Here is a 12802-nt window from a genome sequence, read left to right as displayed (position 1 = left end):
ATGTAAGGAAGAGATACTGATAATAAGCAAGCACTAAGTTCAAAGTATTGTCACTTTCACCCCCTAGGTAAGTGATATATAATAAACATGTACATCACTAAATAAGGAGATTGTTAACATGAGTAAGAATAATGAAAAAATTGTACCGAAAAGTAATAAAAACTTTACCGGTATTATTCTTACCTTTTCAGTGATAGCGAATGTTATTATTTTACTGCTATTCTTTTCGAATATTGGCTATCAAGGAAAAGTAAGTTTTGATTTGACTATCTTTCCACGGTTAAATGCTATTTTGAATAGTTTTACGTTTATTTTTTTAGTTGCAGCGTTGATTTCAATTTTTAGGAAAAATATTAATGCTCATAAAGGTTTTATTTTAGCAGCATTCACTTCCACACTGCTCTTTTTAGTTTCATATCTAACGTTCCATTACATTTCCACAGAAACAGCTACGTTCGGTGGAGAAGGAATCGTTCGTCCCATTTACTTTTTTATTTTGATCACACACAGTTTTCTAGCAGCGATTATTGTCCCGCTGGCACTGTTTGCACTTGTGTGGGGCTGGACAATGCAAGTTGAAAAACATAAAAAAATTGTGCGATGGACAATGCCAATCTGGCTTTATGTAAGTCTTACAGGTGTAATTGTCTACTTATTTATGGCTCCTTACTATTAAAAGACGTCTGCTTTGGCAGGCGTTTTTTGTAATGTTGTTTTTATTTTTTAGTGTTATAATCCTTATTACCTATAAAAAGCGCGTTTTGAGAAAGGAGGCATACAGAATATGACTTTTATGGGTATTTTGATTCAGTTTATTAATGAAGTAACTATTTGATACTAATCAATAAAGGAGAGATGTTTAAATGGATAAACTATCAACGAGAAATAAAGGAATTTCTCTAATGCAAGTGATCGTACTAGTTATCGTAATAGGTGTTCTAGCAGCTTTTCTCATTCCGTTTATTGGCAGCTATTTAAGAGAAAAAGATACATTCCTTCACTCAAAAGAAAACCTGCAGTTAGCAGACTGCACGCTTGAGATGGAAGAAATAGTATGAGTTTAATTTATCTCTATTTATTTGTTTCAGGTATCACTCTAGGCTCATTTTATAACGTAGCAGGCTTTAGAATTCCACAACAAAAATCTATTCTATCTCCAAGATCTCATTGCCCACACTGTTTATACGTTCTTTCTCCACCACAATTAATTCCCATAGTCTCCTATATTAAAAATGCAGGAAAATGTAGTATGTGTCGCAAAAAAATTTCCTTCATCTACCCATTCATAGAATTTTCGACAGGAAGTTTATTTGTATATGCTTTTTTTAGATTAAATATGACGTTAGAACTGATTGTTATATTAACATTTGTTTCTTTCTTAACAATTATAGTTGTCTCTGATATCGCCTATATGATTGTACCAAATAAGGTGCTGCTTTTCTTTTTGCCTATCTTTCTTCTTGAGCGTCTTTTCATTCCATTTACTTCGTGGAGTGACTCCTTAATGGGAGGAGGAATAGCTTTTTTCCTTCTTTTTTTAATTGCATTTCTTAGTAGAGGAGGTCTTGGAGAAGGAGATATCAAATTATATGGTCTGATTGGAATTGTACTTGGAGTAAAGCTCGTCTTGCTATCGCTTTTTTTAGCTATATTAATAGGCGGAACCGTTAGTATAGGAGCGTTATTAATGAGAAAGGCAAAAGTAGGTGTACCCATTCCTTTCGTTCCTTTTATTTTTATAGGGACAATCGTTGCTTATTTTCATGGAAACGAATTGATAGATTGGTATTTTAGCAACTATTTTTATTGAGCTTTAAGCCTTCGACAAATTTAAAATTTCTGTAACTAAATAGCGAAAACCTTTTGTAACAAGACGACAAATGTCTTGTTATTTTTTTTTTCTTCTATGATAGCATGGAAAAAAGTGTATGTTTTATGTCGGTTTACCTCAGCTTGCAACCGGTAATAAGACTACGTTAACTAAAGGCGGTGGTGCAGTGGACAAGCAGGAACGAAAAATTTCAATTAAAATCAACGGTCAATCCAAGGATGAGAAGGAAGAACAAGCGCCAGAAAAAGACGAATTTACTTGGGTTCTTCCGGAACCAGCATCCAAAGATTCTCATGTAGAAGAAAATAAAGTGGTGTTTATTGAAGATGTAAGAAATGAAAAAAAGAAAAAGCCGCGATTACATCCTAAAAATGTTTCGATTAAAACGGTAAACAGCGGTGTGATCAAACGAACGGCTGTGATTGTATTGCTAGCAGTCGGAATAGGCAGCGGCATCGGTATGGTTGGTGTAAAAATGATGACAGGAAGCGAACAGCCTGTAAGCAAAGCACAAACGAGTGAGCAAACGAAAGAAGAAAAAGCTGCTCAAACAGCGTCTACCACTGAAAGTGTTGGTAAAGCCGAAAAGAAAAGCGAACAGGAATCGAAGGGTACGTCAGTTGCTGCTTCTACTTTAGAGCCTTTTTCTTTTTACATTGTACAAGCAGGTGCTTTTTCATCAAAAGCTGCTGCAAATAAAGCAATGGATAAATGGAAAGAAGAGAACAAAGCAGGCGAGATCTTTTCACCTAAATCCTACTCTCTTGTAGTTGGTGCTGCCACTGGAGAAGAAAAAGCGAAGGCACTTAGTAAAACGTACAAACAACAAGGTAAAGATGTATATGTAAAGTCTTATGAAATTAAGCCCACTAGCCAATTAAGGAAAAAAGATCAAACGGTTATAACAACAGCGCAGCCGTTTATGGCTAATCTCTTAGATCAATCTGTTAAAGCGATTGAAGGACAGCGAGTAGCCGATATCAAGTCTTTGAAAAAAGAGCTAACAAAAGTTCAGAAAGAAGCGTCAAATGACGACATTAAAACCATGGTGAGCACCCTTCAAAAAGCTGCGGCTTCCCTTTCTTCATATGAAAACAATAAAAGCAGTAAAGATGCTTGGCTTGCTCAGCGATATGTGTTAAAAGCTCTTCAGCAGTATGAAAGCCTTGTAACGTCTTAACAGGTGAGGTAGTGTAATGCTGCCTCACTTGTTTATTGTCATTTGGAGATGAAATTGCTAAAATAACGGTGTGTCCTTCTTTTTTAAATCAAAATGCAAAGGTGAGATGTATGAAACAAACATTAATTTTAGCCTCAGGCTCTCCTCGTCGAAAAGAATTACTTCAGCAGCTTCACATTCCCTTTACCGTTCACGTTAGTACAATTGAAGAAATCGTCAATCCATCATACACTCCGTCGGAGGTAGTAATAGATTTAGCTAGGCAAAAAGCAGTGGACGTCGCTTCGCATCATAAAGAGGATATGGTCCTAGGTGCCGATACAGTTGTCGTATATGGTAATCGTATTTTAGGAAAGCCAAAAACGAAACAAGAAGCGATTGAAACACTTACTATGCTGTCAGGTCAAAAACATCAAGTATTAACTGGAGTAGCGTTGGTATCAAATGCAAAAGTTCATACGTTTTATGAACAAACAGATGTAGAGTTTTGGCCGCTTGAACAAGATGAAATCGTACAGTACGTAGAGTCAGGAGAGCCTATGGATAAGGCAGGTTCTTATGGAATTCAAGGTCTCGGTGCTGCGCTAGTTAAAAAAATTGAAGGAGACTATTTCTCGGTGGTGGGCTTGCCGCTCTCCCGAACAATACGTAAGCTAAAACAATACGGTTTCGTCTACTAAAAAGGAGTGACGAAATTGGATCAATCATTGCTAATTAAAGATTTTCCTCAAGATGAAAGACCTCGAGAGCGCCTTGTGTCAATGGGTGCTTCTAGTCTTTCTAACCACGAGCTTATTGCTATTTTGCTGCGCACTGGAACCAAAGATGAATCTGTTCTTCAGCTATCCAACCGCATATTAACGCATTTTGAAGGCCTTCAACTTTTGCAGCATGCATCGCTTGATGAAATGATGAATATTAAAGGTATCGGGCCTGCAAAAGCGATTCAAATTATAGCGGCTATTGAAATAGGTAAGAGGATTGTACAGCGGAAATCTAGTCAACGATATACCATTCATGGCCCTGAAGACGGAGCTAATTATGTGATGGAAGAAATGCGCGTGCTTTCTCAAGAGCATTTCGTCTGTTTATACCTCAACACGAAAAATCAAGTTCTCCATAAGCAAACCATTTTTATCGGAAGCCTCAATTCATCTATTGTCCATCCAAGAGAAGTGTTTAAAGAAGCCTTTCGTCGTTCAGCTGCATCCCTTATTTGTATTCATAATCATCCATCGGGCGACCCTACTCCCAGCAGAGAAGATATAGAGGTAACGAAGCGCTTAAAAGAGTGCGGATTTATCATAGGAATTGAATTGTTAGATCATTTAATTATCGGAGATCGAAAATATATTAGTTTAAAAGAAAAAGGATACATGTAAGGCTATGCTTTTTAAAATCCTTGGGTTATAATAGTAGTCATGATTTTAAATGACAAGTTCTTTACAATCATTCGTTATTAATAGACAAAGTATGACTTTTTATCATACAATATTTGGCGTTGACATCTATGAAAAAAGTATAGAAAATAAAAAATGTTACTTATGAAATGAAGAAATTGAATTATGGAATTTTTACCTTTGCATTTTGGTAAGAGAAAGGAAGAGACACATGTTTGGAATCGGTACTAGAGACCTTGGAATAGATTTGGGTACTGCAAATACGCTCGTTTATGTAAAAGGAAAAGGAATTGTTGTGCGTGAGCCGTCTGTTGTGGCTTTGCAAACTGATACAAAACAAATCGTTGCAGTAGGTAACGATGCAAAAAATATGATTGGTCGTACACCTGGGAACGTAGTAGCCCTTCGTCCAATGAAAGATGGAGTTATTGCAGATTACGAAACAACTGCAACGATGATGAAATATTACATCAATCAAGCTCAAAAAACAAAAAGTTTGTTTGCGGGTAAGCCGTATGTAATGGTTTGTGTACCTTCTGGCATTACAGCTGTTGAGAAACGTGCCGTTATTGATGCGACTCGTCAGGCTGGCGCGCGTGATGCGTATACAATTGAAGAACCGTTTGCTGCAGCAATCGGCGCCAATCTACCGGTTTGGGAGCCGACGGGAAGTATGGTAGTAGATATTGGCGGAGGAACAACAGAAGTTGCGATTATTTCTTTAGGCGGAATCGTAACATGTCAGTCAATCCGCATCGCTGGTGACGAGATGGATGAAGCGATTATTCAATATATTCGCAAGAATTACAATTTAATGATTGGTGAGCGTACGTCAGAAGCATTAAAAGTAGAAGTCGGTTCTGCCGGAATTCCAGAAGGTATTGAAAACATGGAAATTCGCGGACGTGACTTACTAACAGGTCTACCGAAAACAATCGAAATTTCAGCAGAAGAAATTGCAGAAGCGCTAAAAGATACAGTGGCTTCTATTGTAGATTCAGTAAAAAGCACATTAGAAAAAACACCACCTGAACTTGCGGCGGATATTATGGATCGCGGTATTGTGTTAACAGGCGGTGGCGCATTGCTACGTAATTTAGATAAAGTTATTAGTGAAGAAACAAATATGCCGGTTGTCATCGCAGAAGATCCGCTTGACTGTGTTGCAATTGGAACGGGTAAAGCGTTAGAACACATTGATTTATTTAAAAATCGTACAAGCGAATCATATCGCTAAATATTAAGAGGTGTAGATCGTGCCACAATTTTTCTTAAATAAACGTTTAGTTATTTTATTGGTTAGTATTATTGTATTAGTGGCATTGATTGGTTTTTCGTTAAATGGTCGTAAAAATGTAACGTGGCCTGAACAGTTTGTCAAAGATACGGTTGGTCTTGTTCAGGCTACCTTTAATGAACCCGCACAATTTGTAGCGGGTTTCTTTCAGAATGTAGGTGACTTAAAGCGTACATACGAAGAAAACGAGGTATTAAAAGCTCGTTTAGACGAACGCATGCAATTAGAAACGAAAGCCAACGCTTTGCAGCAAGAAAATAAAAAATTAAGAGCACAGCTCGACAAAAAAACGGATTTAAGTCAATACAACCCAATTGAAGCAACAGTGATTGCTCGTAATCCGGACCGTTGGCATGAGGTAATTGCCATTGATAAAGGGACGGTTCATAATGTGCAGGAAAATATGGCTGTTATGACTCCTGAGGGGCTGATTGGTAAAGTGAAGCATGCATCTAAGTTCACATCTACTGTGCAGTTAATTAGTTCATCAGATCGTACAAACCGTGTATCTGCTAAAATTCAGGCTAAAAAAGAAGTGTTTGGTTTAATTGAAGGCTATGATGATAAAGAACAGGCGCTTGTTATGCGTCGTATTCCATTTGATGCTGATATTAAAGAAAAGCAAAAAGTAGTAACGTCGGGTCTAGGTCAAGAAGACGGCATTTTCCCTAGCAATCTTCCAATTGGCGTTATCACAAAAATTGAGCCTGATGAATATGGATTAACGAAAAAAGCTTATATCAAACCTGCTGCTGACTTGTATGACTTAGATAACGTAGTTGTAGCTAAAAGAAGTGCGCCCGCTGCTGAAGACGATTTAGGGGCGGAGGAGGCTAACTGATGAAGCGGTTTGTCCTTCCTATTCTCGTGCTTGTCGTTTTTATGTTTGAAAGTATTTTTGTTAATTTTGTCGCCATGGCATCACCATGGCGAGACTGGATCTTATCACCTCACTTTGTTGTAGTGGTACTGGCTTTTATGTCAGTGTATTATCACCCAAAGCAAGCGATGCTATATGGGGTAATCTTTGGATTCATGTATGATATTGCCTTTACGGATGTCTTAGGAGTATACGCGCTTGGACTGCCGGCCGTATGCTATATCGTATCAAAATTAATGAAGATTTTTCAGCAAAATACGCTTATCGTAATCTGCATGTCGCTATTAGCTGTAGCCATTATTGAGTTTTACGTATATGGAATTAATAGCATTATTAATATATCCGATATGACCATTGGTCGCTTCTTGCAAGAGCGATTTTACGCAACCATCATTTTAAATGCCATATTTGCACTTATTTTTGCATTTCCGCTTCAAAGATGTTTTCAATATTTCGCTAAATTTATCGATGAACGCTGATCCGAAAATATGTTACGCTTCTCGTTCATGATAGGATAAAAATGCTGATTGAAGAAACGAAAAAAAGGAATTGAGTAAGTCTCTGTCGAAATTATATATTCGTTGAGGTGAGCGTCTTGAATAAACAAAAGCAACAAAATGTGACAATTAAAGGAACAAAAGATGGATTAACGTTGCATCTCAATGATACATGTTCATTTGCAGAGCTTTTGACGGAACTTAAGACGAAGCTTTTGACAAATAAGCATGGCGATGCCGATCAGATCGTCACAGTGTATGTCAAAATCGGAAATCGTTATTTAACTACAGAGCAGGAAACCGAATTGAAGGCGCTCATAGAAGAAAATCAGTATTTAGTAGTTAAACAAATTGATAGTAACGTTATTTTAAAGCAAGATGCGGTCCGAGTAAGAGAAGAAAGTGAATTAGTATCTGTTACAAAGGTGGTTCGTTCAGGACAGGTTCTCCATGTAGAAGGCGATTTGCTTCTAGTCGGAGACGTAAATCCCGGAGGAACAGTTGTAGCTGGAGGAAATCTATTTGTATTAGGTGCTTTAAAAGGGATTGCTCATGCAGGATATCGCGGCAATAAAAACGCCGTTATTGCTGCATCGTTAATGAAACCTTCACAGCTGCGCATTGCTGATATTATTACCCGATCAGAAGAAGAGCGCAACGAGAAGGAAGAGAATATAATGGAATGTGCATACTTAGATGATAATGATCAAATGGTGATAGATCGCGTGCAAACTTTATCGCATCTAAGACCGAATTTGACCAGGGTAGAAAGGAGAATTTGACAGTGGGAGAGGCTATTGTTGTTACGTCTGGTAAAGGTGGAGTTGGAAAAACAACGACATCAGCCAATTTAGGTACTGCTCTAGCATTAGCTGGAAAGCGCGTGTGTCTAGTAGACACTGATATCGGCTTACGCAACTTGGATGTTGTAATGGGGCTTGAAAATCGTATTATTTATGATCTTGTAGACGTGGTAGAAGGTCGATGCCAACCGCAAAAAGCCTTGATTAAGGACAAGCGTTTTGAATGTTTGTACTTACTTCCTGCTGCTCAAACGAGTGACAAAACAGCTGTTCAACCAGAACAAATGCGAGAGTTAGTTCTTCAGTTAAAGCAAGACTATGACTATGTAGTTATTGATTGCCCAGCTGGTATTGAACAAGGCTATAAGAATGCCGTAGCTGGCGCTGATAAGGCACTCGTTGTGACAACACCGGAAGTTTCAGCTGTTCGTGATGCTGACCGTATTATTGGATTATTGGAGCAAGAGGATATCGAGTCTCCAAAACTGGTTATTAACCGAATCCGTAGTCATATGATGAAAAATGGAGACATGCTAGACGTGGAAGAAATTTCTCAGCTTCTGGCTGTTGATTTAATTGGGATCGTTGCTGACGATGAAAATGTTATCCGTGCTTCTAACAACGGTGAACCAATTGTCATGGACCCATCAAGCAAAGCATCAATTGCATATCGTAATATTGCAAGACGTATTCTAGGTGAAACGGTTCCTCTTCAATCGTTAGATGAAGAAGATAAGGGAATGTTTGCACGTATTAAACGATTCTTTGGTGTTCGTTCTTAAAAAAGCTTCCGATAAAGGAAGCTTTTTTTATTTGTGTGATTTTGTAGAGTCAAGCTGTCATAAGCTCCACGGACAAGTCATATAGTTGATTATACGATAAGAACAAGGAGAATGATGAATCATGAATCGACGTGCTGATGAAATCCGTAAACGAATTGCTGAGCGTAAGCGAAAACAATTAAATACAACGAAGCGTCTTCCTCAAGAACCTCTTCATACGTCCTTAATGAGTGAAGAAGAAAAATATGGATCGATGGATTATTCTACGGTTGAATACACACCATCAGCAAAAGAATATCATCCTTTATTTCGAAAAGAACGCTTTTTATTTAAAATTTTAGCTTCAGCCTGCTTAGTGTTAATTGTAGGAATTATGTTCAAGAACGCTTCTCCTACTTTTGAACAGGCCAGAGTGGTGGTTCAACAAACAATGGATAAAGAGTTTCAGTTTGCAGCTGTGTCCTCCTGGTATGAAGATAAGTTTGGGAAGCCGTTAACGCTGTTACCGAATAAAGATTCTAGCAAAACGGAGCAGAGTGTAAGCGGAGAATATGCTACTCCAGCTTCAGGCAAAGTAACGGAAACATTTGCTCAAAGTAAGCAAGGCGTGACGGTTCAAACAGGAGTGGATTCGGTTGTAGAAGCAATGAGTGAAGGTATTGTAAGGTACGTAGGAAAACGTGATGATACGGGGAATACCGTTATTATTCAACATGCCGATGGAACTGAAACTTGGTATGGACAGCTGAAAAAAATCAACGTTAGTATGTATGATTTTGTGAATAAAGGCAAAGAAGTAGGAATTGTGGAAAACAGTAAAAAAGGCGATGCTGGAACGTTCTATTTTGCTATTAAAAAAGGCGATAAGTTTGTGGATCCTAGTCAGGTGATTCAATTTGAATAGTGCTTTTTCGTTATTGATGAAAATTCACATTCATCCATTGTTTTGGGGAATTTTCGTAATTGGTATCTTAACGGCTACGGTAAAGCAGCTTTTTTTGTTATTTATTATTGTAATTATTCATGAACTGGGCCACGCCGTAGCGGCTCAGTGTTTTTCTTGGCGGATTCGCAGAATTATGCTCTTACCTTTTGGGGGGGTAGCAGAAGTAGATGAACATGGGAATCGTCCATTTCGAGAAGAGTTCATCGTGACAATAAGTGGACCTCTTCAGCATCTTTGGATGTTTGGAGCTGCTTTCTTATTAATGAAAACAAATGTGTTGTCTTTTGAAACGTATGAGCAATTTATGTTTCAATGCATGGTGATTTTACTGTTTAATCTCTTGCCCATTTGGCCATTGGACGGAGGGAAGCTGCTTTTTTTAATTTGCAGTCGTTCTTTACCATTTTTAGAAGCGCATAAGCTTGCGCTGCGGTTATCAACGTTTTTTTTAGCTATTGGTATTATCTATGCCGTCATTATGCATCCTTTTCAGCTGCACTTATGGATTGTTATTTCATTTTTAATTATATCAGGATATTTGGAATGGAAGAGCAGGCAATTTGTTTACATGCGCTTTTTACTAGAGAGGTATCATGGAAAAGAGCATCCAATTGGAGCTTTAAAAACGCTAAGTGTATCAACCAGTGAGACACTTCATCAAGTCCTGCAAAAATTCCAAAGAGGTTGTAAGCATATGATTATTGCTACATCTCAAACGGGCGAACATGTACAAATTGATGAAAATGAACTTTTATACGCTTACTTTGTAGAAAAAAGAACAAATAGCCCACTAGATGAACTTGTAACAGTTTACTGATTTCTAGTAACATAGAATAGAGTGAAAAAAGTTCGGTTGCATTGACCGAACTTTTTCCTATGAATTTAGATTAAAGTGAGGCAATGTATGTGAAGGTATGTATCATTAACGCGGCTACTTCTTCAAAACGTATAGCCGTGATAAGCGATAAAGCACTAGAAAAAATATATTTAGAAGAACAAAGCCAGAATCAAATTATTGGTGATATATATTGGGGTAAAGTAGTAAAAGTACTGCCACATATGCAAGCAGCCTTTATCGATATCGGTTTATCAATGAATGGATTTATTCATCGAAATGAACTTGTATCCTATCAGCAGGCAGTGAATCCTAGCAAAGATCAGCAGCCGATGTCTGCTTTTATTCGTGAAGGAGAAAAAGTATTGGTTCAAGTTGTAAAAGAAGGTATCGGGACAAAAGGGCCGAAGCTGACGGGTATTATTGAATTTTCTTCTGATGAGCTTGTATATTTACCGCACGGAAACTATGTCGCTGTATCAAAAAAAATAGCTGAACCAAAACGCCAACAGTGGAAACAGCTTGGTGAGCGGTTAAAACAGGGGATGGAAGGCTTTTTATTTCGAACAGCGATTTCAGAAAAACCAGAAGCTGCGGTCCAACATAAAATAAAAGAGCTACAGAAGAAATATGAGCGTCTTGAACGACAGATACAGGGAATGAAAGCTCCTGCCCTAGTCAGCAAAGGACAAGATTTTCTGGAAACAAGAGTGCAAGCTGCACTTCAACAAGGAATTGATGGGATAGTAGTAGATGACTTCGATCTATATCAGCATCTTCGAACTACCTATCCTAAATCGTCAATAGAGTACTATAAAGGAAATGAAAATATTTTCTCTTTTTATGATGTGGAACGGCAAATAGAGAAGCTTTTAAAGCGAATCGTGTGGCTCAAAAGCGGAGGTTATATCGTTATTGACGAAACGGAAGCGATGACGGTCGTGGACGTGAACACGGGGAAGTTTTCAGGAAAAGATAATATTCGAAAGACAATGCTTCAAACAAATATGGAAGCTGCGTATGAATTGTCCAAACAGATGCAATTACGTCACTTAGGCGGCATGATCTTAATTGATTTTATAAATATGCCTCATAAAGAAGATCGCACAGAAGTAGAAAGGTACATGAAAAAGCTATGTGAACAAGATGAAGTGCGGACGAATGTAGTTGGCTTTACAGAGCTCGGCATATTGCAATTAACGCGGAAGAAAGTGCGCAATAGTATTGGATCAACATTAACTATGCCTTGTGAAGTATGTGAAGGAACCGGTAAAATGATTGATTCCAAAACGGTTGCTTTTCAAATTGAACGTGTAATTTGGGAACATCGCGGCGTGGAAGAAGAGGCTATTTGGATTGAGACACGAAGTGATGTTATAAATGAAATGAAAGCTCAAGGATTTCTCAAAGCTTTAGAGAAAATGGTTAAAAAAACCGTATATCTTACGCCAAGCGATGATTATACAAACGCATTTGTTTTGCGTCAATTGGGGTCGAATGAGCAGATTCAAAAAAGGGTCTCTACTTCTGTATAAAATTTTAGAAGAAAACATGAATTCCAATTGACACTAACCTTTGATTTGTAGTAAGATTTAATATGTTGGTTTGTAGCACCCGTGCTACAACCGCTCAGAACAGGTTTTAAGTTCACTTGAACACCTGTGATGGCGAGTCTTAGTTTTTAGAGGAGGTGCAGAGAATGTACGCAATTATTGAAACTGGTGGTAAGCAAATTAAAGTAGAGGCTGGTCAAGCAATCTACGTTGAAAAACTTGCTGGTGAACAAGGCGAAACAGTTACTTTTGACAAAGTATTATTTGTAGGTGGCGACAGCGTGAAAGTTGGTGTTCCTTTCGTAGAAGGTGCAACAGTTACGGCTAAAGTTGAAAAACAAGGTCGCGCTAAAAAGATCACTGTATTTAAATACAAAGCAAAGAAAAACTATCGTCGTAAGCAAGGTCACCGTCAACCTTACACAAAAGTTGTAATCGACGCTATCAACGCGTAATTATAACAAATGATTAAGGTGACGATTTACCGTGATGCAAATAAGAAAGTTGACGGGTTCACGATGAGTGGACATGCTGACTTTTCCGAACACGGAAAAGATCTTGTTTGTGCGGGAGCATCTGCAGTTTCATTTGGGACAATTAATGCTATCTTTTCAATAAGTGGGGTTGAACCGCACTTAGAGCAAGGTGGAGATGGTGGGTATCTCCGTTGTGAGATTCCAAAAGATGTGGATTCGTTCACATTGGAACAGATTCAATTGCTATTAGAAGGCATGGTTGTTTCACTGAAAACGATCGAATTAGATTACAGTAACTATATAAAAATTAACGACAACTAAA

The 12802-nt window shown here is 38.0% G+C and carries 16 protein-coding genes and 1 other annotated feature; all 16 genes read left to right on the top strand.

Annotated elements, in window-relative coordinates; translation table 11 throughout:
- The first annotated feature begins 118 nt into the window (after positions 1 to 118).
- The 16 genes from M3225_RS05425 to M3225_RS05350 all read left to right on the top strand — a co-directional run bounded on the left by M3225_RS05425 (position 119) and on the right by M3225_RS05350 (position 12801).
- Positions 119 to 676, top strand: a complete 558-nt coding sequence (locus tag M3225_RS05425) for a DUF420 domain-containing protein (protein ID WP_013059351.1) — start codon at positions 119 to 121, stop codon at positions 674 to 676.
- Positions 677 to 863: 187 nt separating this feature from the next.
- Entirely contained in the window at positions 864 to 1058 is a 195-nt protein-coding gene (locus tag M3225_RS05420; RefSeq protein ID WP_251391558.1) for a hypothetical protein, read from the top strand.
- Positions 1055 to 1810, top strand: a complete 756-nt coding sequence (locus M3225_RS05415; RefSeq protein WP_251391557.1) for a prepilin peptidase — start codon at positions 1055 to 1057, stop codon at positions 1808 to 1810. The genes M3225_RS05420 and M3225_RS05415 overlap by 4 nt, the downstream gene beginning before the upstream one ends.
- A gap of 118 nt (positions 1811 to 1928) precedes the next feature.
- Complete coding sequence (locus M3225_RS05410; RefSeq protein WP_251391555.1) at positions 1929 to 3011, top strand: SPOR domain-containing protein; 1083 nt, start codon at positions 1929 to 1931, stop codon at positions 3009 to 3011.
- 110 nt (positions 3012 to 3121) lie between these two features.
- Entirely contained in the window at positions 3122 to 3691 is a 570-nt protein-coding gene (locus tag M3225_RS05405) for a Maf family protein (RefSeq protein ID WP_251391552.1), read from the top strand.
- A gap of 15 nt (positions 3692 to 3706) precedes the next feature.
- A complete protein-coding gene (gene radC, locus M3225_RS05400) occupies positions 3707 to 4393 on the top strand; it encodes a RadC family protein (protein WP_013059346.1) in 687 nt (228 codons plus the stop codon).
- A 229-nt stretch (positions 4394 to 4622) separates the two neighbouring features.
- Positions 4623 to 5648, top strand: coding sequence for a rod shape-determining protein (locus tag M3225_RS05395; RefSeq protein WP_251391550.1), 1026 nt, complete (start codon positions 4623 to 4625; stop codon positions 5646 to 5648).
- A gap of 19 nt (positions 5649 to 5667) precedes the next feature.
- Entirely contained in the window at positions 5668 to 6549 is an 882-nt protein-coding gene (gene mreC, locus M3225_RS05390; protein WP_013059344.1) for a rod shape-determining protein MreC, read from the top strand.
- Positions 6549 to 7067, top strand: coding sequence for a rod shape-determining protein MreD (gene mreD, locus M3225_RS05385; protein WP_251391549.1), 519 nt, complete (start codon positions 6549 to 6551; stop codon positions 7065 to 7067). Before mreC ends, mreD begins: the two co-directional genes overlap by 1 nt.
- A 116-nt stretch (positions 7068 to 7183) precedes the next feature.
- Positions 7184 to 7867, top strand: coding sequence for a septum site-determining protein MinC (minC, locus tag M3225_RS05380; RefSeq protein WP_251391546.1), 684 nt, complete (start codon positions 7184 to 7186; stop codon positions 7865 to 7867).
- Positions 7868 to 7869: 2 nt separating this feature from the next.
- Positions 7870 to 8670: a septum site-determining protein MinD gene (gene minD / locus M3225_RS05375; RefSeq protein WP_013059341.1), complete on the top strand. Its 801-nt coding sequence runs from the start codon at positions 7870 to 7872 to the stop codon at positions 8668 to 8670.
- A 121-nt stretch (positions 8671 to 8791) separates the two neighbouring features.
- A complete protein-coding gene (locus tag M3225_RS05370) occupies positions 8792 to 9574 on the top strand; it encodes a M23 family metallopeptidase (protein WP_251391544.1) in 783 nt (260 codons plus the stop codon).
- Complete coding sequence (locus M3225_RS05365) at positions 9567 to 10433, top strand: M50 family metallopeptidase (RefSeq protein WP_251391542.1); 867 nt, start codon at positions 9567 to 9569, stop codon at positions 10431 to 10433. Before M3225_RS05370 ends, M3225_RS05365 begins: the two co-directional genes overlap by 8 nt.
- Before the next feature lie 83 nt (positions 10434 to 10516).
- Positions 10517 to 11986 carry an Rne/Rng family ribonuclease gene (locus tag M3225_RS05360; protein ID WP_251391541.1) on the top strand — a complete coding sequence of 490 codons (1470 nt, stop codon included), beginning with the start codon at positions 10517 to 10519 and terminating at the stop codon, positions 11984 to 11986.
- Positions 11987 to 12064: 78 nt separating this feature from the next.
- Positions 12065 to 12136: a sequence feature (ribosomal protein L21 leader region), on the top strand.
- A 14-nt stretch (positions 12137 to 12150) separates the two neighbouring features.
- On the top strand, positions 12151 to 12459 hold the full coding sequence (gene rplU / locus M3225_RS05355; RefSeq protein ID WP_013059337.1) for a 50S ribosomal protein L21: 309 nt from the start codon (positions 12151 to 12153) through the stop codon (positions 12457 to 12459).
- 9 nt (positions 12460 to 12468) lie between these two features.
- Positions 12469 to 12801 (top strand): ribosomal-processing cysteine protease Prp, encoded by a 333-nt coding sequence (locus M3225_RS05350; RefSeq protein WP_251391540.1) that lies wholly within the window; start codon positions 12469 to 12471, stop codon positions 12799 to 12801.
- Position 12802: the final 1 nt, after the last annotated feature.

The organism is Priestia aryabhattai (genome assembly GCF_023715685.1).
Lineage (GTDB): Bacteria > Bacillota > Bacilli > Bacillales > Bacillaceae_H > Priestia > Priestia aryabhattai_B.
This window is presented reverse-complemented; position numbering and strand designations above follow the sequence as displayed.